24 protein-coding genes, 1 other RNA gene and 1 riboswitch are annotated in these 23,215 nt (G+C 60.6%); of the genes, 10 read left to right on the forward strand and 15 right to left on the reverse strand.

Annotation, left to right across the window (positions count from 1 at the left end; translation table 11 throughout):
* Nucleotides 1-33 precede the first annotated feature (33 nt).
* On the reverse strand, nt 34-288 hold the full coding sequence (locus ACZ5IL_RS06840) for a helix-turn-helix domain-containing protein (RefSeq protein ID WP_464595942.1): 255 nt from the start codon (nt 286-288) through the stop codon (nt 34-36).
* Between the two features lie 395 nt (nt 289-683).
* Between ACZ5IL_RS06840 and ACZ5IL_RS06845 the strand changes: the two genes are divergently transcribed.
* The gene (locus tag ACZ5IL_RS06845) at nt 684-1,118 is read left to right on the forward strand and encodes a hypothetical protein (protein ID WP_464595943.1); all 435 of its coding nucleotides are present in this window, start codon (nt 684-686) and stop codon (nt 1,116-1,118) included.
* Nucleotides 1,119-1,174: 56 nt separating this feature from the next.
* Here ACZ5IL_RS06845 and ACZ5IL_RS06850 read toward each other — a convergent pair whose 3' ends face one another.
* Nucleotides 1,175-2,122, reverse strand: coding sequence for a YiiG family protein (locus tag ACZ5IL_RS06850; RefSeq protein WP_464595944.1), 948 nt, complete (start codon nt 2,120-2,122; stop codon nt 1,175-1,177).
* Nucleotides 2,123-2,310: 188 nt separating this feature from the next.
* On the opposite strand from ACZ5IL_RS06850, the gene ACZ5IL_RS06855 reads away from it, so the two are divergent.
* Nucleotides 2,311-2,967 carry a GIY-YIG nuclease family protein gene (locus tag ACZ5IL_RS06855; RefSeq protein WP_464595945.1) on the forward strand — a complete coding sequence of 219 codons (657 nt, stop codon included), beginning with the start codon at nt 2,311-2,313 and terminating at the stop codon, nt 2,965-2,967.
* A gap of 94 nt (nt 2,968-3,061) precedes the next feature.
* Here ACZ5IL_RS06855 and thiC read toward each other — a convergent pair whose 3' ends face one another.
* From thiC to ACZ5IL_RS06885, 6 genes are all read right to left on the reverse strand, one after another.
* Nucleotides 3,062-4,957 carry a phosphomethylpyrimidine synthase ThiC gene (thiC, locus tag ACZ5IL_RS06860; protein ID WP_464595946.1) on the reverse strand — a complete coding sequence of 632 codons (1,896 nt, stop codon included), beginning with the start codon at nt 4,955-4,957 and terminating at the stop codon, nt 3,062-3,064.
* 70 nt (nt 4,958-5,027) lie between these two features.
* The gene (locus ACZ5IL_RS06865; RefSeq protein WP_464595947.1) at nt 5,028-5,654 is read right to left on the reverse strand and encodes a thiamine phosphate synthase; all 627 of its coding nucleotides are present in this window, start codon (nt 5,652-5,654) and stop codon (nt 5,028-5,030) included.
* Nucleotides 5,641-6,423, reverse strand: a complete 783-nt coding sequence (locus ACZ5IL_RS06870) for a thiazole synthase (protein WP_464595948.1) — start codon at nt 6,421-6,423, stop codon at nt 5,641-5,643. Before ACZ5IL_RS06870 ends, ACZ5IL_RS06865 begins: the two co-directional genes overlap by 14 nt.
* A gap of 57 nt (nt 6,424-6,480) precedes the next feature.
* On the reverse strand, nt 6,481-6,678 hold the full coding sequence (thiS, locus tag ACZ5IL_RS06875; RefSeq protein WP_464595949.1) for a sulfur carrier protein ThiS: 198 nt from the start codon (nt 6,676-6,678) through the stop codon (nt 6,481-6,483).
* Nucleotides 6,669-7,685 carry an FAD-dependent oxidoreductase gene (locus tag ACZ5IL_RS06880; RefSeq protein WP_464595951.1) on the reverse strand — a complete coding sequence of 339 codons (1,017 nt, stop codon included), beginning with the start codon at nt 7,683-7,685 and terminating at the stop codon, nt 6,669-6,671. Before ACZ5IL_RS06880 ends, thiS begins: the two co-directional genes overlap by 10 nt.
* A riboswitch (TPP riboswitch) is annotated at nt 7,674-7,809 on the reverse strand. (Overlaps the previous gene by 12 nt.)
* 234 nt (nt 7,810-8,043) lie before the next feature.
* The gene (locus ACZ5IL_RS06885) at nt 8,044-8,475 is read right to left on the reverse strand and encodes a transglycosylase SLT domain-containing protein (protein WP_464596858.1); all 432 of its coding nucleotides are present in this window, start codon (nt 8,473-8,475) and stop codon (nt 8,044-8,046) included.
* Nucleotides 8,476-8,802: 327 nt separating this feature from the next.
* On the opposite strand from ACZ5IL_RS06885, the gene ACZ5IL_RS06890 reads away from it, so the two are divergent.
* Nucleotides 8,803-9,003, forward strand: a complete 201-nt coding sequence (locus tag ACZ5IL_RS06890) for a hypothetical protein (RefSeq protein ID WP_464595953.1) — start codon at nt 8,803-8,805, stop codon at nt 9,001-9,003.
* A gap of 264 nt (nt 9,004-9,267) precedes the next feature.
* A complete protein-coding gene (locus tag ACZ5IL_RS06895; protein ID WP_464595955.1) occupies nt 9,268-9,777 on the forward strand; it encodes a PRC-barrel domain-containing protein in 510 nt (169 codons plus the stop codon).
* Nucleotides 9,778-9,902: 125 nt separating this feature from the next.
* Here the strand turns inward: ACZ5IL_RS06895 and ACZ5IL_RS06900 are convergent, their stop codons facing one another.
* On the reverse strand, nt 9,903-11,459 hold the full coding sequence (locus ACZ5IL_RS06900) for a DUF4403 family protein (RefSeq protein ID WP_464595957.1): 1,557 nt from the start codon (nt 11,457-11,459) through the stop codon (nt 9,903-9,905).
* Nucleotides 11,460-11,498: 39 nt separating this feature from the next.
* On the opposite strand from ACZ5IL_RS06900, the gene ACZ5IL_RS06905 reads away from it, so the two are divergent.
* Together ACZ5IL_RS06905 and ACZ5IL_RS06910 are read left to right on the forward strand one after the other, a co-directional pair.
* Complete coding sequence (locus tag ACZ5IL_RS06905) at nt 11,499-11,732, forward strand: hypothetical protein (protein ID WP_464595958.1); 234 nt, start codon at nt 11,499-11,501, stop codon at nt 11,730-11,732.
* A 23-nt stretch (nt 11,733-11,755) separates the two neighbouring features.
* Nucleotides 11,756-12,955 (forward strand): extensin-like domain-containing protein, encoded by a 1,200-nt coding sequence (locus ACZ5IL_RS06910; RefSeq protein ID WP_464595959.1) that lies wholly within the window; start codon nt 11,756-11,758, stop codon nt 12,953-12,955.
* Nucleotides 12,956-13,149: 194 nt separating this feature from the next.
* On the opposite strand, the gene rnpB is transcribed toward ACZ5IL_RS06910, so the two are convergent.
* An RNA gene (gene rnpB / locus ACZ5IL_RS06915) (RNase P RNA component class A) lies at nt 13,150-13,599 on the reverse strand.
* A 128-nt stretch (nt 13,600-13,727) separates the two neighbouring features.
* Between rnpB and ACZ5IL_RS06920 the strand changes: the two genes are divergently transcribed.
* From ACZ5IL_RS06920 to ACZ5IL_RS06930, 3 genes are all read left to right on the forward strand, one after another.
* On the forward strand, nt 13,728-13,880 hold the full coding sequence (locus tag ACZ5IL_RS06920) for a hypothetical protein (protein ID WP_173816001.1): 153 nt from the start codon (nt 13,728-13,730) through the stop codon (nt 13,878-13,880).
* A 106-nt stretch (nt 13,881-13,986) separates the two neighbouring features.
* On the forward strand, nt 13,987-14,298 hold the full coding sequence (locus tag ACZ5IL_RS06925) for a hypothetical protein (protein ID WP_464595961.1): 312 nt from the start codon (nt 13,987-13,989) through the stop codon (nt 14,296-14,298).
* Nucleotides 14,299-14,489: 191 nt separating this feature from the next.
* A complete protein-coding gene (locus ACZ5IL_RS06930) occupies nt 14,490-15,170 on the forward strand; it encodes a ParA family protein (RefSeq protein ID WP_079447676.1) in 681 nt (226 codons plus the stop codon).
* Between the two features lie 160 nt (nt 15,171-15,330).
* On the opposite strand, the gene ACZ5IL_RS06935 is transcribed toward ACZ5IL_RS06930, so the two are convergent.
* Nucleotides 15,331-16,224, reverse strand: a complete 894-nt coding sequence (locus ACZ5IL_RS06935; RefSeq protein WP_079447500.1) for a LysR family transcriptional regulator — start codon at nt 16,222-16,224, stop codon at nt 15,331-15,333.
* Nucleotides 16,225-16,241: 17 nt separating this feature from the next.
* The gene (gene trxB, locus ACZ5IL_RS06940; RefSeq protein WP_464595963.1) at nt 16,242-17,207 is read right to left on the reverse strand and encodes a thioredoxin-disulfide reductase; all 966 of its coding nucleotides are present in this window, start codon (nt 17,205-17,207) and stop codon (nt 16,242-16,244) included.
* Nucleotides 17,208-17,472: 265 nt separating this feature from the next.
* Between trxB and ACZ5IL_RS06945 the strand changes: the two genes are divergently transcribed.
* Complete coding sequence (locus ACZ5IL_RS06945; RefSeq protein WP_173816000.1) at nt 17,473-17,952, forward strand: Lrp/AsnC family transcriptional regulator; 480 nt, start codon at nt 17,473-17,475, stop codon at nt 17,950-17,952.
* Between the two features lie 14 nt (nt 17,953-17,966).
* On the opposite strand, the gene ACZ5IL_RS06950 is transcribed toward ACZ5IL_RS06945, so the two are convergent.
* The 3 genes from ACZ5IL_RS06950 to carB all read right to left on the reverse strand — a co-directional run bounded on the left by ACZ5IL_RS06950 (nt 17,967) and on the right by carB (nt 23,162).
* The gene (locus tag ACZ5IL_RS06950; RefSeq protein ID WP_464595965.1) at nt 17,967-18,365 is read right to left on the reverse strand and encodes a DoxX family protein; all 399 of its coding nucleotides are present in this window, start codon (nt 18,363-18,365) and stop codon (nt 17,967-17,969) included.
* Between the two features lie 507 nt (nt 18,366-18,872).
* Nucleotides 18,873-19,349, reverse strand: a complete 477-nt coding sequence (greA, locus tag ACZ5IL_RS06955) for a transcription elongation factor GreA (RefSeq protein ID WP_425905938.1) — start codon at nt 19,347-19,349, stop codon at nt 18,873-18,875.
* 348 nt (nt 19,350-19,697) lie between these two features.
* Nucleotides 19,698-23,162, reverse strand: coding sequence for a carbamoyl-phosphate synthase large subunit (carB, locus tag ACZ5IL_RS06960; protein ID WP_464595966.1), 3,465 nt, complete (start codon nt 23,160-23,162; stop codon nt 19,698-19,700).
* Nucleotides 23,163-23,215: the final 53 nt, after the last annotated feature.

A 23,215-nucleotide genomic window follows, 5' to 3' on the forward strand; every position in this document is an offset into this window, starting at 1 on the left:
TCGTAACCGGACGCATCTATCATTCCGCCAAGATCAGCCGTGATCGGGCACGTCGATTCCCATGGTCGTATACTGCCGTATCTTGTTGCGTAGCGTACGTACCGATACGCCCAGTACTCTTGCTGCGCGGGTGCGGTTGCCGTCGCAACGTGCCAGCGTTTGCAGCACGAGCTCCCGTTCGATTTCGTCGACCGTGGAGCCGACCAGCAGCGGAATCACTGCGTCCGGCGTGAGCGCAGTCTGATCCTGTATCGAACACTGGTCTTTGATCTGGAATTCCTGGTTCATCGGTCCCTCCCCGAAGCGCGGCTGGCGTCCAGCCGACGGATTGAGACCCCCATCCCGGCGACAAGGCTGGTATGATATGGTTACCAGATCATTAACAATCCTGGATTCGTCGGAATTCCTCATAAAACAACGGGAAAACCACCGATCCGGCGCCAAAATGCGCGTAACAGTTGAATGTTAAATTTGGAGCGATGCTAACGCGAAGTGTGTTTCCTGCCGGCGCAATTGTCGATTGCGCTGTGCCCCGCAAGGGATGGAATCGATTCGCCGGTTGGCCCGTCAACAGATCGGTCGGACCGGGAGCGACGTATAGGATTGCTCGCGCAGCGCCTGCCTCTTACGCTTGCGACAGTTCCGAATCGCCTCCCGCCTTCTCACGCTCAGGAGACTTCCGCATGTCGTCATCGTCGCTGTTTCGCGCCGCCTTGCTCGCGCTGGCTGTCTGCTTCGGCCTATCCTCTTCTGCCAGCGCTGACAGCGGCACCGTGACGCTGACCATCTACAAGGGTGGCTGGATCATCGGCGCGTCCGCTGGCGGCGGTACGCTCACCTTCCACGGACGGCGATATCCGCTTTCGGTTGGCGGATTGGATTATGGCTTGGTGTTCGGCGGATCGAAGACCGTGCTGCGCGGCCAGGTCAGCCGCATCAGCCGGCCGTCCGATGTCGCCGGCGTTTACGGCGCGGCGGGCGCGGGGTTGGCGATCGGCGGCGGCGCCCGCGCCATCGTGTTGAGCAACCAGAAGGGCGCGGTGCTGGAGCTTTCCGGCCGTCAGGTTGGCCTGATGGCCAACGCCGATCTCTCCGGCCTTGCCATTACGATGAAGTAGCGGTCGCAGAGCGGCGAACCCGCTCTTCACCGTTTCCGAGAAGCGGTGAGAGACTGTTAGATGTGAGCGCCGCGGTTATAACCCTCGATCAACTGGTTGTAATCGCGGAGCACCCGCGGCGGCGAGCCCTCGACCATCCAGCCGCCACCACCGCCGAGCATCATGCGGTCGCCCTGACTGTAGGGTATCTTGTCACGGATGCGGCGCATCAGTTGCTTCGCCGAGGTCAGATATGATTTGGCGCTGCTGACGAAGAACGAGCCGAGTTTCGCATCGCCGTCCTTGCCCGATGCCTCTTCGGCTGCTTTCACCGTGGTCTCATACTCGGTCAGCGCCTGCGTGATCGCCGCGATGTCGGGCTTGTCGGTGTTTTCCGCGCGTAACAGGCGCTTGGCCTGAATCATCAGCGCCTCGACGTAATAGTGCACCTTGCGGCCTTCCTTCGCCTCGATCGCGGCGAGTTGTTCCGCCGCCTGCTTGTCCTTGATGGCCTCGACACCGGCGCGGAGTTTCTTGTCGGCATTTGCGAAGGCGTCCCACGCCGCGACGAGGCGCGGATGCATCTCCTTGCCCTTGGCCATCTTGTCGTCCTTGTAGTTCTCCTGCTCGTAATACTCGTCGGCCTCCTTCAGGAGCGGCTCGAGCTTGCCGACGGCGTCGGCGTAAGCGGAAGCAGCAGATTCGAGTTCGGCGTCGTGCGGCTCCGCCGCGTTGGCCTTCTCGACGTTCTTCTTGCAGTCGGTCGTGTCGTAGATGGTGTAGGTGCCGTAGATGATGCGCTCCTTGCCAGTCGGGCCGGTCTTCTTCGCCCATGAGAAGTAACGGTTGCGCGACTCATACGACCGCTCCGAGAGGCGGTTGATGCAGCCGACATAGGCGTTGAGCTTTTCGATGAGCTGCGAAGGCGGCGGGGAGGGGGACGTCTTGTCTTGAGCGGCAGCGGACGCAAGGGACATGCCGAAGGCTGCGGCAGACAACAGGGCAATCGCCCGAAACGGCGTCATGGGTTCTGTTCCTCGAAGATGCTGACAGTCCCGGTATTTGTCGTACGAATCGTGACGAGGTTCATGTGGTGCTTGCTCATGCGATCGGAAAACCGGCGGATTACGCTTCGCGGATCCGTCGTACTGGCTGCGTCTATCAGGCCATGATAATCCAGAGGATAGCGTGATCTATCTGGGGATAAACGTTGGTGACGCAGCGGCAGCAGGTCCTCGAGTTCATTAGCAAGTTTCCGGATCGGGACGACGATGAAATTGCCGCAGCTTTGAAGCTTCCACAGCGACAGGTAGTCAACCTCATATGCCGTAAGCTGGTGGTCGAAGGGCTTTTTGATCGTGTGGTAGGCATTCGAGGAAAGCTTGTAAACAGGTTGAGAGCAGAGATATCCGTACCATCTAGTACGACGGTGGATACGGAAACTGAAATTTCTCTCAAGCCGAAGCGGCCACCGCTGAGTGTCGAGGCATTATTGAAGGCAGGCTTCCAGCAGAGTGGGACATGGGTGCTGGGTAGTGATGGTCGCCCATGCGTTGAGGGGGAGATTCCGAGCGGTAAGGGTGTGTATGCTTTTGCCTCGAGGGAGACGGTGTTCTACGTCGGCGTAGCCGGTATGGGCTTGAGGAAGCGTCTGTACTTTTATGGAAAACCGGGTTCTCAACAGGCGACCAACATCCGCGTCAATGAGCTAATCCGACTCTCGCTCGTGGAGGATGGGACGGTGACAATCTTGACCGCAACTCCTCCAGACTTCGAATGGGGTGGATTGGTTGTAAATGGTCGAGCTGGCTTGGAAGTTGGCCTAATCGAATCGTTCTACCTGCCTTGGAATGTACGCGGAGCAAGGTGAATTGACCCGCAGGGCGCAATAACGCAGGCGTATTGTGCCAATGGTTGCTGAAAGGAATTGACGGATTACGGATTCGTTAATCCGTCCTACATATTCACAACACCTTGTTACTCTCCTTCACCTTCTCCGCGTCGAGATACACGTTTCCGCCCATCTCCTTGAACTTCGCGCTCATCTCCTTCATGCCCGCCTGTGCTGCGTCCGGATAGAGCGCGGCCTTTTCGTTATCTCCGAGCGTCGCGGCGTAGTCGCGCACGTCCTGCGTGATCTTCATCGAGCAGAACTTCGGTCCGCACATCGAGCAGAAATGCGCGACCTTGTGCGCGTCCTTCGGTAGCGTCTCGTCGTGGAACGCCACTGCCGTCTCGGGATCGAGACCGAGGTTGAACTGATCCTGCCAGCGGAAGTCGAACCGCGCGCGGCTCAATGCGTCATCGCGCAGTTGTGCGGCCGGGTGGCCTTTGGCGAGGTCGGCGGCGTGCGCCGCGATCTTGTATGTAATCACGCCGACCTTCACGTCGTCGCGGTTCGGCAGCCCCAAGTGCTCCTTCGGCGTGACGTAGCACAGCATCGCGCAGCCGAACCAGCCGATCATGGCGGCGCCGATGCCCGAGGTGATGTGGTCGTAGCCCGGCGCGATGTCGGTGGTCAAAGGCCCGAGCGTGTAGAACGGCGCTTCGCCGCATTCTTTCAGCTGCTTGTCCATGTTGATCTTGATCTTGTGCATCGGCACGTGGCCGGGGCCTTCGATCATCACCTGGCAGCCTTTCTTCCATGCGATCTGCGTGAGTTCGCCTAGGGTTTCCAGTTCGGCGAACTGCGCGCGATCGTTGGCGTCGGCGATCGAGCCGGGGCGCAGGCCGTCGCCCAGCGAGAACGAGACATCATACTTGCGCATGAGGTCGCAGATTTCCTCGAAATGCGTGTAAAGGAAGCTCTCCTTGTGGTGGGCGAGGCACCACTTCGCCATGATCGAGCCGCCTCGCGAGACGATGCCGGTGACTCGGTTGGCGGTGAGGTGGATGTAGGGCAGGCGCACGCCAGCGTGGATGGTGAAATAATCGACGCCCTGTTCGCACTGCTCCACCAGCGTGTCGCGATAAAGCTCCCATGTCAGCTTGACCGGATCGCCGTCGCATTTCTCCAGCGCCTGATAGATCGGCACCGTTCCGATGGGGACGGGCGAGTTGCGCAAGATCCATTCGCGCGTGGTGTGGATGTTTCGGCCCGTCGAGAGATCCATCACGGTATCGGCGCCCCAGCGGATCGCCCACACCATCTTGTCGACTTCCTCTTCAACCGAGGAGGTCACCGCGCTGTTGCCGATGTTGGCGTTGATCTTCACCAGAAAGTTGCGGCCGATGATCATCGGCTCGAGTTCGGCGTGGTTGATGTTCGACGGAATGATGGCGCGGCCGCGCGCGATCTCCTCGCGCACGAATTCCGGCGTAATGAAAGCGGGAACGGAGGCGCCGAAGGACTCGCCGTCGGCCAGCGCGGTTTCGGCGCGTTCGAGTTGTTGTTTGCGCCCGAGGTTCTCGCGCTCGGCGACGTAAATCATCTCCTTGGTGATGATGCCTGCGCGGGCGAATTCGAACTGGGTGATCGGCGCATCGCCAACACCCCGCAGCGGCTTGTGGTGTGCTGTGAACGCGGCTGCGGCGTGCTTTGCTCCGACATTGCCGTTGTCTTCGGGCTTGATGACGCGGCCGTCATATTCCTCGACGCCGCCGCGTTCCTTCACCCAAGTAAGGCGCGTGCGCGGCAGGCCGGCGTTGACGTCGATAACGACGCTCGGATCGGTATAGGGACCGGAGGTGTCGTAGACCGGCAGGTTCGGCTCGCCTGCGCCTTCAGAGAGAATGATCTCGCGCAGCGGCACCCGCAGGTCCGGCGCAGCATCGGGCGCGGAGAAAATCTTGCGGGACGAGGGCAGGGCGCCGGTCGTGACGGCGGGGCGAGTGGTGTCCGGATTGGGGCGAATGTTCATGGCGTTTCTCCGGTTCGAGACGGGTCGTTAGGGTTCAATGCGAATAGCCGAGAAGGCAGAAGATGGCGCCTCATGCGGTTTCAATCACCTGTTCGAGCCAGGCTTTCACCCGCGCATCGGGATCTGGGTTCTGCGTGATGTCGCTGACCACCGCGATCGAGTCCGCGCCGGCGGCATAAATCTCTGGCGCCTGCTCCAGCTTGATACCGCCGATCGCCACCAGCGGGACGTCGCCGACGCGCTTCTTCCATTCGGCGATTTTCGGAATTCCTTGCGGCGCAAAGCGCATCGCCTTCAACGTGGTCGGAAAGATCGGACCAAGCGCGATGTAATCCGGCTCGGCTGCGAGCGCGGTTTCGAGCTCAGCCTCGTCGTGGGTGGAGAGGCCGAGCGTAAGCCCGGCTTTGCGGATCTCGTGAACGTCGGCCTCCGCCAGATCCTCCTGGCCGAGATGAAGGTGCTTCGCTCCGGCGACGATGGCGGCGCGCCAGTAGTCGTTGACCACGAGTCGCATCGGCGTGCCCTTGACGATCTCCAGCGCATCGCTGACGAGCTGCAGTGCTTCGCCATCGTTGAGGTCTTTTGCGCGCAACTGCACCGTGCCGACGCCGAGCCCGATCAGGCGGCGCAGCCAGTCCAGCGTGTCGACGACAGGATAAAAGCGATCAGGATACGCGCGGCGATCAGGATACGGCATGCCAGAACGGTGTCCCTACGACGGGGGTTGATGGCGAGGCGAAGTCGCGGGCCTCCATCAGGCCCGCCTCATAAGCGCTGCGGCCGGCTTCCGCCGCCAGCTTGAAAGCGCCAGCCATGACAACTGGATCGGCGGCCTTGGCGATGGCTGTGTTGAGGAGCACGGCGTCGTAGCCCAGTTCGAGGGCTTGCGCCGCGTGCGAAGGCGCGCCGAGTCCGGCATCGACGACGAGCGTGATATCGGGCAAGCGTTCGCGCAAAAGCTTCAAGGCGTTGGTGTTGATGATGCCTTTCGCGCTGCCGATCGGTGCGGCCCACGGCATCACCACCTTGCAGCCCGCCTCAACAAGCCGCATCGCGACGCCGAGATCTTCGGTGCAATAGGGAAACACGTCAAAACCATCCTTGATGAGGACGGCGGCAGCTTCGACGAGTCCAACCACATCAGGCTGCAGCGTGTCGTCGTCGGCGATGACTTCAAGCTTGATCCAGGACGTATCGAATAGTTCGCGAGCAAGTTTCGCCGTCGTGACGGCTTCGCGCACACTTTTGCACCCGGCGGTGTTCGGTAGCACCGTGACATCGAGTTCGCGGATCAGCGACCAGAAGGCGTCGCCGGTTTTGCCGCCTGCGGTCTCCCGCCGCAGCGACACAGTGACGATCTGGCTGCCCGCGGCGCGGATGGCGCTCTGCATAATCCTGGGCGATGGATACAGCGCCGTTCCGATCAGCAGCCGGGAGGAGAATTCGCGATCGTAAAATTTCAGCATGGCTCGGCTCGTACCGGTAAAGGTAGGGCAGTAAAATTCGCGTTGTTCATTGCGATCTCACCCTCCTTGCCGCGGCGTGATGATCTCGATCTCATCGCCGCTCTTTAGCGTCGTATCCGCCCATCGGCTTTTCGGCAGCACGTCAAGATTCAGAGCGATTGCGACGTGCGTGCCTTCATAGTCGAGCTCGCGCAGCAGGGCGTCCACGGTCTGCGCTGCGATCTCGCGCCGTTCGCCGTTGACGGTCACTTGCATTGCATCACCTCGTTGTCGATCTCCCCGCGCGCGACATAGCCGAGCGTCAGTTCCGCGAGCGCCGGAGCCAGCAGGAAGCCGTGACGGTAAAGCCCGTTGACCGCGATCCGATTCTTGTCGATCGCGATGCGCGGCAGGTTGTCGGGAAAGGCGGGCCGCAGGCCTGCACCGATCTCCACGATCCGCGCCTCGCCGAACGCCGGATGCACCGCGTAAGCGGCGCTCAGAAGTTCCAGCGCGGAACGGACGCTGACGCCGTCGTCCTCGCATTCGATCGAGGTGGCGCCGATCATGAAGCGGTGGTGTTCACGTGGAATGATGTAGAGCGGCCATCGCGGATGCAGGAGGCGTACCGGGCGCGACAGCACGATCTCGTCAGTTTCGACGATAATCTCCTCGCCCTTGACGCCCCGCAGGTCCGGAAACGTGTCGCGCGCGGCGAGGCCGCGGCAATCGATCGCCAGACCCTCAATGTCGGTTGGCTTTGGCGCGCTGCCAAATTCGATTTGGCCGCCGGCTGCGCGGATGTGCGCATGCAGTTCAGGTAACACGCGGCGCGGTTCGACATGGCCTTCGTCCGGAAAGAACAATGCTTCACGAAATTGTCCATCGAGCGATGGTTCGAGTTTGCTCACGTCGTCGCGCTGAAGGTGCCGGTGTCCCGATGTCATTCGCGCGAAACGCTCGAAATCGGAGCGGTCGCGTGGATGCGCCACCACAAGAGAGCCGTTGAAAGACGTATCGGGAGCATGTTCGCGCCATAGCGCGAGCGAGCGAAGGCCGAGACGCGAGACGAGAGGTTCGGACACCTCGGATTCGCACCATGGCGCGAGCATGCCGCCGGCCCAGTGGCTGGTCGCATGCGCCATCGCGTTGTCGCCGCGTTCGTGGAGCGTGACCGCGTGTCCAGCCTTCGCGAACAGCAACGCCTGCCACGCGCCGGCAATACCTGCACCCCTCACCGCGATCGGGGGCGCCCCCCGCTTCTCCCGCGTCTTCTGAAGCATCCCTGTCCCTTCGCCGGCATGACCCGGATCAGGTTCAAAGGGTCACCGCGGTCCCTGCAATCCATCTTCGGATTACGAGCTTGCGGTATCTCAGCTCCCTGACGGAGCACCCCTCGGAACATCCCTAATCTAGACCGAAAGGCAGGAGTGTCAACGCGCGGCAGACGCAAATAATGGAAGCGGTTCCATGATTGGCGTTTTGCGGGACGTTTTCGCGGTCGCCGCGCTCGGCGCGGTTCGCAGCGCTCCGCAACGGAGCAATCGCGCATCTGCCTCAGCCAACCGAGGGCAAGTTTCCATCGCTGCTCGACAGCTACCGTATCGACGCGACGCTACTCTATCCCGCAGCGCTGGCAGTTCAGTGCGGCACGATCGATAGCGGCGCGCCGGGGATTCGCGCATCGGCGCTCATGGTCTCGTGCGTGGCGCGCTGGAGCCGTTGCCGCTTCGCCGCGTAGTAGTAACCGCCTGCGTAATAAGCCACCGCGCGGTCATGGTTGCCGTGAGCTGCCTGGTATGCGCCCGCGAGATATTTGACAGCATAGGTGAGGTTGGTTTCAGGATCGAGCAGGCCTTCAGCGGTGCCGGTGTAGCCGAGGCCGCGAGCGGTTTCGAGCTTGATCTGCATCATGCCATAGTTCCCGCGATGAACCACGCGTGGATTGTAGCGACTTTCACGCATGATGACGCGGTGAACCAGCTCGACAGGAACGCCGTTGGCTTGCGCATGTGCCGTCACCATCGGTGCGTAGTCCGCGTGTTGCGCGGTCGATGGCTGCGGCCATGCCATCGCGACAAAAACAAGAAGCGGACCGAATTTGCGTAAATTTGTCACGGGCACCCCTTCATGATCCGCTTTTTTACCGCCTCAATCTTGCCTTTCCTATGGCAAAATGGACGAAATAGGAAGCTCATGAATTCAGCCTGCCGAGGGCGTATTGCCAAAGGAATTCTTTGAGATCGTGTGGCGTCGTGTTGCGGCGTTTAGCTACACGAGGGGCGTTTGCGGAATGTCGCAAATTTGTCGCGAGAGGGAGTCAGGATCGAGCAATGCGAACTCTCGGCGAGTTGTGCTCGCTACAATTCGCAGACAAAAAAAGCAGATGGGAGAAGCGTCATGGTCGCTGCCGTATCTGATGATTTACCCCACCAAAATCCTTGTGCGCAGTGCGGTCGTCTGATTGCCGCGCCAGTATGGTTTGAAAACGGACCGCGCCGAACAGCGTATCTCTGGCAATGCGTTCACTGTGGCTATCAGTTCGAAACCGTCGCGTTCTTTCGCGAGGCGAACGACGAGCCGCATGCACACGCTGCTTAGCGGCGTCGTTTCGACCGGCTGCGCTGTAAATCTTGAGAAACGCAGATCTTGAGAAACGACGGTGTCGCTGTTTGCGATGGCACATCGCTCTCGGTCATTGGTCGCGCTGCGCGGCGGCGTAGCTTGCGTGCGTCGTTCGAAATCCACGCACATCTTTGTGTTGTTTTGTCCGATTGGAACGGGATTTATCGAAGGTGTTCCGTGGAACCACTCTTGGCATCATGGGTTCTCGCTACTCCATTTAAACTGAAGGAGAGCACACTGATGATCTCGAAACATATGACGGTCGCGTTGATTGGCTCCGCGCTGTTGGCGACGACGGCGGTTGCTCAGACGCCAAACACCATGACGATGAATGCTCCAGCCGCTACCACATCAGTGTCAGGCTATCATGGCACTTGGCGTTCGTCGAAGTTGGTCGGTCTTAACGTTTATAACGATACCAACGACAAGCTCGGCTCGATCAGCGATCTTCTGTTGGACAAGAATGGAACGATCAAAGCTGCGGTGATCGGCGTGGGCGGCTTCCTAGGCGTTGGTGAGCGCCTGGTTGCGATACCGTTCGACAAGCTAAAGTTTGTCGATACACCTGCGCAGGCATCGGCCTCGGGAAGCGGCGCAGGTACGGGGACGACCACGGGCTCCGCGACATCCGCGCCGGCTACGGTCAATACGACGAAAGCGGACAAGAGTTCATGGTACCCGGATCACGCAGTCTTCAGCGCGACCAAGCAACAGCTGGAGGCGATGCCTGAATTCAAGTACTCGACCTGAGCCGCCAGATAGACGGCAGAATAATCAACGCGCCCGGTTTTTACCGGGCGTGTTTATTCGTGCCTAGCTTCGTTTGGATGGAGGAGGGACGCGATGAATGCCGGGGAGCATCAGGAACTTGTCCCTCACAACGCCGGCAATGTCTTGAGCTCGACGTTCACGGTGCCTACCGCTTCGGCGATCACGCGCAGCGTCTTTGAATCGAAGGCGATGCCCGCAAGCTTCAGGCTGCTGATCTCTGCCGTGACCTTGGCGCCGTTCTCGCTTCTCTGAAGATCCGCGATCATCGCGGCGATCTTCTCTCGCGCATTCGATGCGAACGGTTTGAGGTCGAGCACTGTCTTCTCGGCCAAGGCATGTTGCAGATAGGGCAATGCCGTTTGCGCGGCGGCGCCGAGCAGGCCGAACGCGGCTTCGGACTCAACCGCAAGCTGGATGTCTGTCAGACGTACGATCTGCTGGGCCTGGTCGAGAACGGGTCTACCCCTGATGTGGATTGTGGCCTCGCCGCCGAAACCGAACCAGCTCTTCTTCTCTTTCGCATGAACAAGAAGCGAGATCAGAAGGCGGTCGCCCGCGGCCGCGACGCTGACTTGTTTGACAGTGACCTCAGCCGCGCCGCTATCATCTTCGGGGAATGTCTTGCCGGCGAGTTGTGCTCTGAGGATCTTGGTAATGTCGGTGAAGGACATGTCGATCGGAACGCCGATATTCAGTTTTCCCGTCGTGGCCGGAACGATGGCGAGCGTCTGGGGAAACGGACAGTCGGGTTTGGTCGCCGCGGTCGTGATCCGCGTCTCGGCTTCGACGCCAAGTGTCAACGTGACGTTGCTGGTGTCAATGCGCGGTTGAGCCGCGATGGCGCGCACCGGCTTCAGCTCGAGGTAAAGATCCTGAAACCCGGCTGCCCCCTGTAATGGGATCGAGCGGCACATCTGCGTCCACTGCCGCCGCGCGTTGCGTTCCAGAGCGGGATCGTTGCGGATGCGCTGCTGCAGGCTTGCGATCTGTTCGTTGACTGCCCTGTCGATGACGGGCTTGACCTGTGACGGCACATTGAGGCGCGCGCCCGCGACCGAGAGGTTGGTGTCCCCAAGATTGACCTGCGCGGTTATACCGGGATCGATACGCCAGTTTTCGGCCAGCGCCGGCCGTGCCGTCATCACGACGTTGCCCTTGATCTCGGCATTGGCGTTCAGATTCTTGATGTTCACGCGGCCGACACGTTTGGCGATGTCGCCGCCGAGTACGCCCGCGAGCGCGTTACCGACCGCATCCTGAGCGTTGGCGGATAGCGATCCAGTAACCTTGACAGCGCCGGTCAACGGCGTCGACAGCGACAGCACGCCGTTGACGCCCGTGGCGCTGATCGCGCCGCGGGATGCGGTCCAACCGATGTCCGCGTTCTGGAGAATCTGCGCCGCCGGATTGTCGGCCTTGCCAGCGAAGTTATGCGGAGCCGCGCGCTCGGCGGCGTCGCGAATGAGCGTCAGGGGTATCTTGATCGGCGCGACGATGCTCGAATTGCGGTTGACGGGGGGGAGCGGCGGCAATGTCGCTAGGGCAGGCTTGTCAATGGCGCGCGGCGACAACCAGTCCACGGCCTTGAGACCGACAAGAAACGAGACCGCAAGGATCACGATGCCGAGCAGGATGGTCTTGAGGTTAAACCCAGGCCGCATTGGCTCCCCGACTTAATCACCCACCGATGCGGGGACCAGATGCGGGAAATTTGGCTAAAAAACGCCCAGCACGATCGCGCCCACGAAGGCGAGTGCGATGTAGGCGGTCAGGATGCTCATGTGGCCCGCGAAAGTCATGCGACCTCACGCCATTTGTTCGTCGTCGTAACGCAGCGTCCTGCAATCGGTTCCGGTCTCGCCACCCATCTTCTATTGCGCACCGCAACGGCGTGGTTAAAAATGACTGAAAACAACACATTGAAGAAGCTTTAAATAAATTCGTTGAACGTGCGCGGATGACGCGCAGAGTTGCCTTGTATTTTGTCGGCTCCCTCGTCCTCGTATCGTTGGCCGGTTGCGGGCGCGGTTTTTTTCAGACTGCGGAGCGCGAACCGTGGCGGGCCGAGGCTGAAGCTGCATGTCTGAAATCCGGCGAAGTCAGGGAGAGTGCCGATCTCGTTCGCATCCGTCCGATCAATGGCCCCGGCATTTGCGGCGCGGAATTTCCCCTGAAGGTCTCGGCGCTCGGTGAAAACCCGGCGTACGGCTTTGCCGACGAGGATCTTAGGCCCCCCGCGTCAATCGGCCGCCAGCCGCGCTGGCCGATCGCGCAGCCCGCCCACCGGACGCCGCCGCCATCCTACCCCGAAACACCAACTCCTCAGCCCGCCTCCGGCGACGGATCGAACGGGCCGGTCTCGCTGACCGCGCCCGGCGTCTATCCTGCTGAGGGTCGGATCGAGTTGCCGCCGGACGGACCGCAGGATAATCACGCATCGCCGAACGACCATTACGGACAGTCGTATCCGCAGCCTCAGTCCTCTAGCGGCACACGGTCCTCCGCGTATCCGGCAACGCCTGCGCTGGATTCGTCACAGAACTCGCTGCGTCTCGGACCTGCGCGCGGGACCGTCACCAGCGCGGTCGGCCCCGTCGTGGTGAAGCCCTCCGCGACGCTTGCATGCCCGATCGTTTCGGCGCTCGATCGCTGGCTAGCGGATGCGATACAGCCGGCGTCGATGCGTTGGTTCGGCGCGCGCGTGGTCGAGATCAAGCAGATCTCGGCCTATTCCTGCCGTGGCATGAACGGCAATCCGCGCGCGCATATTTCCGAGCACGCCTTCGGGAATGCGTTGGATATCGCTGGTTTCACGCTGGCGGATGGACGATACGTTTCAGTGCAGCACGGCTGGAAGGGTCTGCCGGAAGAGCAGGGGTTCCTCCGCGATGTGGAAGCGTCGGCCTGTCAGCGCTTCGCCACTGTGCTGGCGCCTGGCTCCAACGTCCATCACTACAATCATATCCATGTCGATCTGATGCGCCGCGCAAGTCGCCGAATGGTCTGCAACCCTGCTGCGGTATCGGGCGAGGACATTGCCGCACGCGCCGCGGCGCGCGGTTCGTATGCCAGCCGCGAGCCGGCTGTCACGGGATCGTTTGGCGGTCGCAAGAACCATTCGCACAGTTACGCCAGCGAGGCGGATTACGACGAATAGTGGCGTCGAGCGTCGGCTGTCTTATTCGCTGCTGTTTGATTTTCGGCGGAGTCAGTCATGATCGTCTTCCTCCTGCCGCCTCCTGCCGCGGAGTTTCGTTGGCGAGGGGTCCGGCGCGCCGAACCCCTCATTCACAGTGAAACACGCTTTCCTCAAGTGAACCGCAAGTTCACTTCGATTCAAAACGCTTTGCGGATATCAGCCAGCCTGTAAGCCGGGTTCTGTAGGGCACCGCACACTTACGTATACGATACGTGACGGCCATTCCTCTGGGACAACGTTTGCACGTTGCCTCATGCAACCTACCCGGACAGCGAGCCCGACATAGCCCTGCGATGTTATCGCCCAAGGCGAACCTCTCGCGACGCCGTCCCTATTCGGTTTTGCTCCCGGTGGGGTTTGCCATGCCGTCTCCGTTGCCGGAAACGCGGTGCGCTCTTACCGCACCTTTTCACCCTTACCGCTCTCGCCCCCACCTTCCGGCAAGCGGAGGAAGAGGATGGAAGCGGCGGTTCGTTCTCTGTGGCACTGTCCCTAGGGTCACCCCCGCCGGATGTTATCCGGCACCGTATGTCGATGGAGCCCGGACTTTCCTCCCCCGCAAGCCTTTCGGCCCGTGCGGGAGCGGCCGTCCAGCTGACTGACGCGGTACGCATGACCGCTGTGCATCGCGCCGTCAAGTCGAGCTGTAATAATTCGGATACTTGCAAGGGAACTTGTATTGCCCTCCCGCCATTGGAGTATTGCGGCAATGTCTGCATGGGAGGTTGTAATGACCGATTTGCACCTTTGGCGTCCTACCCACGGAGGGGTCGAGGACATGCGCGGGATCGTGCCGGAGGAAAAAAACTACGCCATCGGCTGGACGCTCAGCGCTTTCCTGACGCTGACGGTGGTAAGCGTCGTTTGGACGTTCGGATTCTGAGTTTGATGAAGAGATCCGGGGGCATTTTTTTGCGAGACGTCTGCGCGACATCCCGCCCCCTTGTGGTGCCATGACAAATCAACATCTTTTTGTCATGGAGCGAGACGTGAGCAGTGATCACCGTGCGGAACTGGATCGGCATCTTGCCTGGTTGGAAGGTAAAATGCCGCCACGACTTGCGAAATTTATGGGTTGGGTGCGTAAGCCCTCCTCGCGGCTGGTCCGCGTTCCGTTGGCGATGGCGTTGATCATCGGCGGCATTTTCAGTTTTCTACCGGTTCTCGGGCTGTGGATGTTGCCTCTCGGTCTTATTTTGATCGCGCAAGATCTGCCGTTCTTGCAGGGACCGATGGCCCGGATGCTGGGGTGGATCGAGCGCAAATGGTTGGAGCGAAAAGCCGCGAAACGCATGTCGTAAGGCTTCGCACGACTATTCCATTTCGGGCTCTCTGGAGCCAAGACCGTCTCGATATCGGACAGGGACGCGGCTCAAATGCCCAAAAAAGCATGAAAAACAGGCCCGTGCCGGTGAAAGACGGTAAAAATTGTCTTTAACGAATCAGTATGCTGATTCATTTTATTCTCCTGGGTCAATCGGGAGACCAAGGTATGAACGTTATTGTTTTCGCATCGCGTAAAGGCGGCTCGGGCAAAAGCACCCTGGCCGCCCATCTTGCCGCACAAGTTCATAAGGCTTCGAGGCCCTGCCTGCTGGTCGATGCCGATCCGCAGGGATCACTGACGCTTTGGCACAAGTTGCGCGGCACCAACGAGCCTCCGATCCGGACAGCCAATCGCTCCGTCACCGAAATCATCAACGCCGCGAAGCGTGACGGCTTCGAGTGGGTCTTTATCGACACGCCTCCGAATCTGACGGCCGTCGTCGATGACGCCATCCGGAATGCGACCATGGTTGTGATTCCCGCGCGACCCGGCGTGTTCGACGTCAACGCCGTTCAGGGCACCATCCAGAGCTGCCGGTCTGCACGGAAGCCTTACGCGGTGGTCATCAATGGTGCGCCGGCGATGCGCGATGGCTCCGAAAGTCCGATCGTTACCATTGCGCGCGAGGCTCTGGCGAAATTCCGCGCTCCGGTTTGGAGTGGCCAGATTACAAATCGCGCCGACCTGCTGCTGGCGCTTGCACACGGCGAAGGGGCACGCGAATACGATTCCCAGGGCCGCGCTGCCTCGGAGATCGGACGATTGTGGGCAGCGATTGAACGGTCCGTCAAGGCGATCCGCGGGTCTGTGTCCTCGGGCGGAGCCATGCACAAGCAGGCTGCCTGACCGTCGCTCGGTGTTGGTGACAAAGCGCGCGGGTTTCGCGCGTTTTGTCTTTTTGCGCCAGAGCGTTTCGAGCGAAGTATGTCCTCGGCCCTGACCCGAGGATGGATACGGTTCGCGTGAAGAAAACGCGTCAGAGCAAATCAGACAGAGTTCGATCCGATCACGACGGCCAGCGTTGCGCTTTGCTGACGACGAAATCTCGGAAAGCCTGAACCCGCGCCACGGATTTCAGCTCTTCCGGATACACGAAATAAGTATCGAGCTGAATCGAATCGGATTCGCGAAACAACTGAACCAGCAGGTTGTTCCCCCCGACCAGATAATCCGGCAGCGCCGCTATGCCGAGACCTTGCTGACAGGCGCTGAACAGGCCCAGTATGCTGTTGACGGTGAAGTAGGGTTCGTGCGGTCCTGAGCCGTTGCGAGCGGCATCGATCAGCCAATTGCGGTTCTGGAGATGGGGCGATGCCTGCGTCTCGTTGAGCAGGATGATACGGTGCCCACTGAGTTCCTCAAGCGTTCGCGGGGTGCCGAAACGCTTGACGTATTCGGTCGAACAATAGGCATGGAAACATATCGCAAACAGCTTGCGCTGAATCAGGTCGGGCTGGGTCGGCTTGTATGTGCGGATCGCGATATCGGCTTCCCGCATCGACAGATCGAGCTCTTCGTCCGTCAAAAGCAGTGAGATCCTGATCTCCGGATACAGCGAGGTGAATTCGCCAAGGCGCGGTATCAGCCAGTTGATGCCGACTCCCGGCGTGGTCGTCACCTTGAGGTCGCCGCTTGGTCTTTCCCGGCTGTCGGCGAGCTGGGCGCGCGCCGCCTGTAATTGCATGAAGACATCATGCGCGGTGCGGAACAGCAGGTCACCCTGTTCGGTCAGGATCAGCCCCCGCGCATGACGATGAAACAGCGGGACCGAGAGTTCCTGCTCCAGCGCGCCGACCTGTCGCGATACGGCAGATTGTGACAGCCCGAGCTGTTCACCGGCGTGCGTGAAGCTCCCAGCCTCTGCCGCGGCGTGAAAGACTTTTAGCTTGTCCCAATCCATGTCGGCACACTGCGCGGTTATTCTGCCGCAGCGCGGTCGCCCGCGTGCGCAGCGAGAAACCGCTCGGCTTCCAGCGCGGCCATGCAGCCCAGGCCGGCGGCCGTCACGGCTTGGCGATAAACTTCATCCGCGACGTCGCCGGCGGCGAACAGCCCTGGCACGGATGTTGCTGTCGAGTTCGGCGCAACTTCGACGTAGCCCGACGGCTTCAGCTTGACCTTGCCGGTAACCAGTTCGGTCGCAGGTGCGTGGCCGATCGCGATGAACACGCCATCGGCTGCGACTTCGGTGAGTGCGCCGGTCTTGACGTCCCTCAGCCGCACATGGGTAACCTTGGGAGGATCCTCGCCGCCACAGATCTCGTCGATGGCGCTGTCCCAGACGACCTTGATCTTGGGATGCTTGAACGCGCGATCCTGCAGGATGCGTTCGGCGCGGAAGTGATCGCGGCGATGCACAAGGGTGACCTGTGAGGCGAAATTGGTAAGGAAGAGCGCTTCCTCGACCGCTGTGTTGCCGCCGCCGACTACGATCACGTTTTTACCACGATAGAAAAAGCCATCGCAGGTAGCGCATGCGGATACACCGAATCCCTTGAACTTGTCCTCGGATGGCAGCCCGAGCCAGCGCGCCTGCGCACCTGTTGCGAGGATCACGGTTTCGGCGAGATAGACCTCGCCGCTGTCGCAGGTTAGCCGGAACGGCCGCTGTGACACATCGAGGAAATTCACCGTATCGGTTACGATCCGGGTACCGACATGCGTCGCCTGCTTCTCCATCTGCTCCATCAGCCAAGGCCCCTGGATCACGTCGGCGAAGCCGGGGTAATTTTCAACATCGGTCGTAATGGTGAGCTGGCCGCCCGGCTGGATGCCCTGGATTAGCACCGGCTCCAGCATGGCGCGTGCCGCATAGATCGCCGCCGTATAGCCCGCCGGCCCGGACCCGATGATGACGACCTTGGCTTGGTTAGGGGCGGACATGGAATTGGAATCCCTATCGTAAGAAAATGGCTTTGCGCGCAAGGCACAAAATGGCCCGCGAAGGCTCGTAGAGGCGTGAGAAGCGTCGGGATCGACGCCTTCGATATCTGGCTAGCTATGCGAAAAATGCAACCCGCCGCTGCAACAATTCCTCTAAGCACCAAAGTGAACCTGGCGCAATAAAATTACGCAAGCGTCCCCATTTGCGTTAAGTAAGACCTACCGGGGATTCGACCTTTGCCCCGGTTTTCGGGATTGGATGCGTGTGTCGAAAAGTCTGGACCAGATCGATCTTAAGATTTTGAACGAAATTCAGGCCGACGGCCGGATCACCAACGTCGAACTGGCGAAACGGGTCGGCATTTCGCCGCCGCCGTGCTTGCGCCGGGTTCGGACGCTGGAGGAAGATGGTTATATTCAGGGGTATCGCGGACTGCTCGATCCCCAGCGGCTCGGTTTCGAGGTTACGGTGTTTGCGTCGGTGCATCTGTCGAGTCAGGCGGACGCCGACCTTCGCGCGTTTGAGGAGTTCGTGCGTCGCGAGCCGCTTGTGCGCGAATGCTGGATGCTGTCAGGCGAGGTCGACTTCATCCTGAAATGCGTTGCGCCTGACATGGCCACATTTCAGGATTTCGTCGCGCATCTCACCGCTGCGCCGCATGTGCGCAACGTGCGGACCTCACTGGTGCTTCACAATTCCAAATACTCCCCGGCGGTGCCGTTGGAGCTGAAGGTGCCAGGCTAATTTTATCGCTGAGGTCAGACCTTTTTGCGCAGTATCGCATCGAGGCTGATCGGGCCGCCGCCAGCGAACACCAGGTAGAAGAAAACAAAACAGTAAAGCGCGGCCAGTTCGCCGTGATTGACGATCGGCATGAAGTTCTGCGGCGCATGCACCATGAAGTAGGCGACCGCCGTCATGCCCGACGTGATGAAGGCCGCGGCCCGCGTGAACAACCCGACGACCAGAAGCCCGCCGCCAACCAGTTCGATGACCCCGGCAGCCCCGACCATCGACGCGATTTGCAGGTCGGCGAACATCGGCAGGGACGGGAAGCCCAGGAGCTTGGCGGTCCCGTGTTGCATGAGCAGGAGCCCGCTCATGAAGCGAAGCAAACTGAGAACAGTCGGCTGCCATTTGGCGAACATCTGGTCCATGTGTCAGGTTTCCCCCGGTTACGACGTTCGAACATACCCGCTCGTCACCCTGTCGTCACAGGCCGACGCAGAACTCTAACACCCCAGACCCTCGCTCGGTTCCAGAACTGGAACACGTTGATTTCCGTAACTTTGGTCTTGGCGTCCTGGCCGCGACCGGACAGGAAAAACGTCAAGGCCGCAGGCATCGCACGGGTTTGGGTTGGCAGGAAAAACCGGCGTTCGAGCAAATTGGCGGCGAGCCATCGGAGCCGCGTGCGCAATTCACGCAGTCGTCGGTCCATTGGCTGCAATTCGGCGGCCCTTTCTGCACCGGGATATCCGTCGTCGGCGGAGGTCGCGGGATATCCATATCGGCGGCGAGAGCGGCTCCGGCGAGGATCGCCAAAGCCATCGCGGGAGCGAGACATAAACGGAAAAGCCGCATACCGCGTCCTGCTCTGCGAAAATAAATCAAGAAAACGAAATCCGGCGGGGATTAATCGGACAGCATAAAGACGGCTTAGACTATCGCCACTCGACCTTTGCAATCTCGTAGGCCTTGGCGCCGCCTGGCGCGACGACTTCAACGGAAGAGCCTTTCTTCTTGCCGATCAGGGCGCGCGCGAGCGGCGAGGTGATTGAAATGCGGCCTTGCTTGGCGTCAGCTTCGGCTTCGCCGACGATCTGCCACACCGCCTTCTTGTCGGTGTCCTCGTCGATCAGCGTCACGGTAGCGCCGAACTTGATGGTATCGCCGGACAGCTTGCTAACGTCGATGATGTCGGCGCGTGCCAGCTTGTCTTCGAGCTCGGCGATACGGCCCTCGTTGTGCGACTGCTCTTCTTTTGCGGCGTGATACTCCGCATTCTCCGATAGGTCGCCATGCGACCGCGCCTCGGCGATTTGCTCGATGATCCGCGGCCGGTCCACCGACTGGCGCTTTTTCAGTTCGACTTCGAGGGCGGCATGTCCCCCTCGGGTCATCGGAACCTTATCGATCATCTCACTTCGTCCTTCGCTTCATCGGCGGCGTTGCCGCGTTGTGCGAAGCGGCTTTCCGTCCGGGCCCCCGGCCGTAAAATCCGCATTCGCCTATTGTTTCGGCTCCGACGCTCGCATGCCTTTGCGGCCCCTTTAGTGCAAACTCTTAAGGGAATTCGAAACTCTATGAATCCAATGCAATTGGGTTCAGAAGTCGCTTTGGACCCGTCGAAGCAATGGAGCACCGTCTTGATCGCGACAGTAGCCAACTGGCTGCTGCCGCGACAAAAACCTCCCCGCAGTCTGCAGGTTCCACTTCTTTAGGGCTCCTGCAGACCGATTATCGGGCCGATCAAGTCCGATTGGGGCCTAAGTCTTGGGAAAATAGCTCTGCAACGTGCGAACCTCAAGATCTCCGCCCAGATAGGCGCGGATACCCTGCGCGGCCGCCACGGCTCCCGAAAGAGTGGTGTAATATGGCACTTTATGCAAGAGGGCGGCGCGCCGCAACGAGCGGCTGTCAGCCAGTGCCTGCGGCCCGTCAGTGGTGTTGAACACCAGTTGCACCTCGCCGTTGGTGATGGCGTCCACGATATGCGGCCGTCCCTCCAGAACTTTGTTAATCTTTTCAGCCGGAACGCCGCTATCGGTCAGGTAGCGCTGCGTTCCCGACGTGGCCATCACCCTGAAGCCGAGAGATGCCAACAGCTTCACGGCCGCCAGGATACGCATTTTGTCGCTCTCGCGGACCGAGACGAACACCGTGCCCTTGCGCGGCAGATGCGTGCCGCTGCCGAGTTGGCTCTTGGCGAAGGCGATCTCGAACGAGCGGTCGATGCCCATTACCTCGCCGGTCGATTTCATTTCCGGACCGAGCACGGTGTCGACACCGGGGAAGCGCGCGAACGGGAAGACCGATTCCTTGACGCCGACATGGCCGAGCTTTTGTGCCCCGAGTTTAAAGTCGGCGAGTTTCTCGCCGGCCATGATCCGCGCCGCAATCTTGGCGACCGGAAGGCCGACTACCTTGGCGACGAACGGCACCGTGCGTGAGGCGCGGGGGTTCACTTCCAGCACGTAGATCTCGCCGTCCTTGATGGCGTATTGCACGTTCATCAGACCGATGACATCGAGACCGAGCGCGAGTTCGCGGGTCTGCCGCTCCAGCTCGGCGATCGTGGCTGCATCAAGCGAACGCGGAGGCAACGAGCAGGCCGAGTCGCCGGAATGGATGCCGGCCTCCTCGATATGCTCCATGATGCCGACGACATAAGTGTCCTTGCCGTCGCCGAGACAATCGACGTCGATTTCCGTGGCATCGGAGAGATAACGATCGAACAGCAGCGGGTTGGTGCCGAGCACGGTGTTGATCTGGCCGGTCTTGTCGTTCGGATAACGGGCCTTGACGTCGACCGGCACGAGTTCGGGCAGGGTTCCGAGCAGATAGTCGCCGAGCTGGCTTTCCTCGCGGATGATCTGCATGGCACGGCCGCCCAACACATAGGAGGGGCGCACCACCAGCGGCAGGCCGAGATCGGCGGCCACCAGCCGCGCCTGCTCCACCGAATAGGCGATGCCGTTTTTCGGTTGCTTCAGTTTCAGCCGGTCGAGGATCCGCTTGAATCGGTCGCGGTCTTCGGCAAGATCGATGGCTTCGGGCGAGGTGCCGAGGATCGGCACATCGGCCGCCTCCAGTGCGCGTGCAAGTTTCAGCGGCGTCTGGCCACCGAACTGCACGATCACCCCATGCAGCGTTCCGTTCTGCCGTTCGGTGTCGATGATCTCCAGCACGTCCTCGGCCGTCAGCGGCTCGAAGTAAAGCCGGTCAGCGGTATCGTAGTCGGTTGAGACCGTTTCCGGGTTGCAGTTGACCATGATGGTCTCATAGCCGGCATCCGACAGCGCGAAGCAGGCATGGCAGCAACAATAGTCGAACTCGATTCCCTGGCCGATGCGGTTGGGGCCGCCACCGAGGATAACGACCTTGGTCTTGTCCGACGGCGCGCTTTCGTCGGCGACCGCGCCTGCGAACGGCGACTCATAGGTCGAGTACATGTAAGCGGTCGGTGAGGCGAATTCCGCAGCGCAGGTGTCGATGCGTTTGTAGACGGGGCGCACGCCGAGGGTGCGCCTCAGCGCTTTGACCTCAGCTTCCGTTCTGCCTGAGAGCACCGCGAGTCTCGCATCCGAGAAACCCATCGCCTTGACTGTGCGCATCCCGAAGGCGTTGCCCGGCAGGCCGTGGGCACGGACCCTGTTCTCTATCTCGACGATGCCGCGCAACTCAGCGAGAAACCAGGAGTCGATCTTGCAGGAATTGAAGATTTCCTCGTCAGTCCAGCCGAGCCGCATCGCCTGCGCGACTTGCAACAGGCGATCAGGAGTCGGTGTGCCGAGCGCCGCGCGAATTGCGTTCTTGTCGTCGCCCCTGCCCATGCCCTCGATATCGATTTCGTCGAGGCCGGTAAGGCCGGTCTCCAGGCCACGCAGCGCCTTCTGAAGGCTTTCCTGAAAGGTGCGGCCGATCGCCATCACTTCGCCGACCGATTTCATCGAGGTCGTCAACGTGGTTGAAGCGCCCGGAAATTTCTCGAACGCGAAGCGCGGAATTTTTGTGACGACGTAGTCGATGCTGGGCTCGAATGATGCCGGTGTCGCGCCGCCGGTGATGTCGTTGGCGATTTCGTCGAGCGTGTAGCCGATCGCCAGTTTCGCCGCGACCTTGGCGATGGGGAAGCCGGTTGCTTTTGATGCCAGCGCCGAGGAGCGCGACACCCGCGGATTCATCTCGATGACGACCATGCGTCCGTCGGCAGGATCGACGCCGAACTGCACGTTGGAGCCGCCGGTTTCGACGCCGATCTCTCGCAACACCGCCAGCGAGGCGTCGCGCATGATCTGGTATTCCTTGTCGGTCAGCGTCAGTGCTGGCGCCACTGTGATGGAGTCGCCGGTGTGAACGCCCATCGGATCGAGGTTCTCGATCGAGCAGATGATGATGCAGTTGTCCTTCTTGTCGCGAACGACCTCCATCTCGTACTCTTTCCAGCCGAGTACGCTTTCTTCGATCAGCACTTCGTTGGTCGGCGAGGCATCAAGGCCGCGTTCGATGATGTCGAGGAATTCGTCGCGCGTGTAGGCAATGCCGCCGCCCTTGCCCCCCATGGTGAAGGAGGGGCGGACGATCGCCGGCAGGCCGATCTCGGACAGCGCCATCAGCGCTTCCGCCATCGCATGTTGTTGATAGCGCTTGCGTCGCTCGTTCTCGCCGAGCGTCCATTGCCGCTCATGTTCCGCCAGTGCATCGCCGGAGAGGGTTTCCTTTCTGGCCAGATATTCGTCTCGGTATTGCTTCTTCAGCGCCGAGGCATTGGCGAGGCGGGATTTCGGCGTCTCCAGACCAATCTTGGTCATGGCCTCGCGGAACAGTTGCCGGTCCTCGGCCTTGTCGATGGCATCCGCTGTCGCGCCAATCATCTCGACGTCGAAATCATCCAGCGTGCCCTGCCGTCGCAGCGACAATGCGCAGTTCAGCGCAGTCTGACCGCCCATGGTCGGCAGCAGCGCGAAGCCGCCGGGAATGACGTGGCGTTCCTTTTCGATGATCTTGCCGACGATTTCGGGAGTGATCGGTTCGATGTAGGTCGCGTCCGCCAGTTCTGGATCGGTCATGATCGTCGCCGGGTTGGAGTTGACCAGGACGACCCGGTAACCCTCCTCCTTCAGCGCCTTCACCGCCTGGGTGCCGGAATAGTCGAATTCACAGGCCTGTCCGATGACGATCGGACCGGCGCCGATGATGAGAATGGTCGAGATGTCGGTGCGTTTAGGCATCAAGTCCCAGGATGAAATCGGGCACAAAAAAAGGGCGCGCGAGCCGCGCGTCC

Source organism: Nitrobacter sp. CN101, from assembly GCF_055390255.1.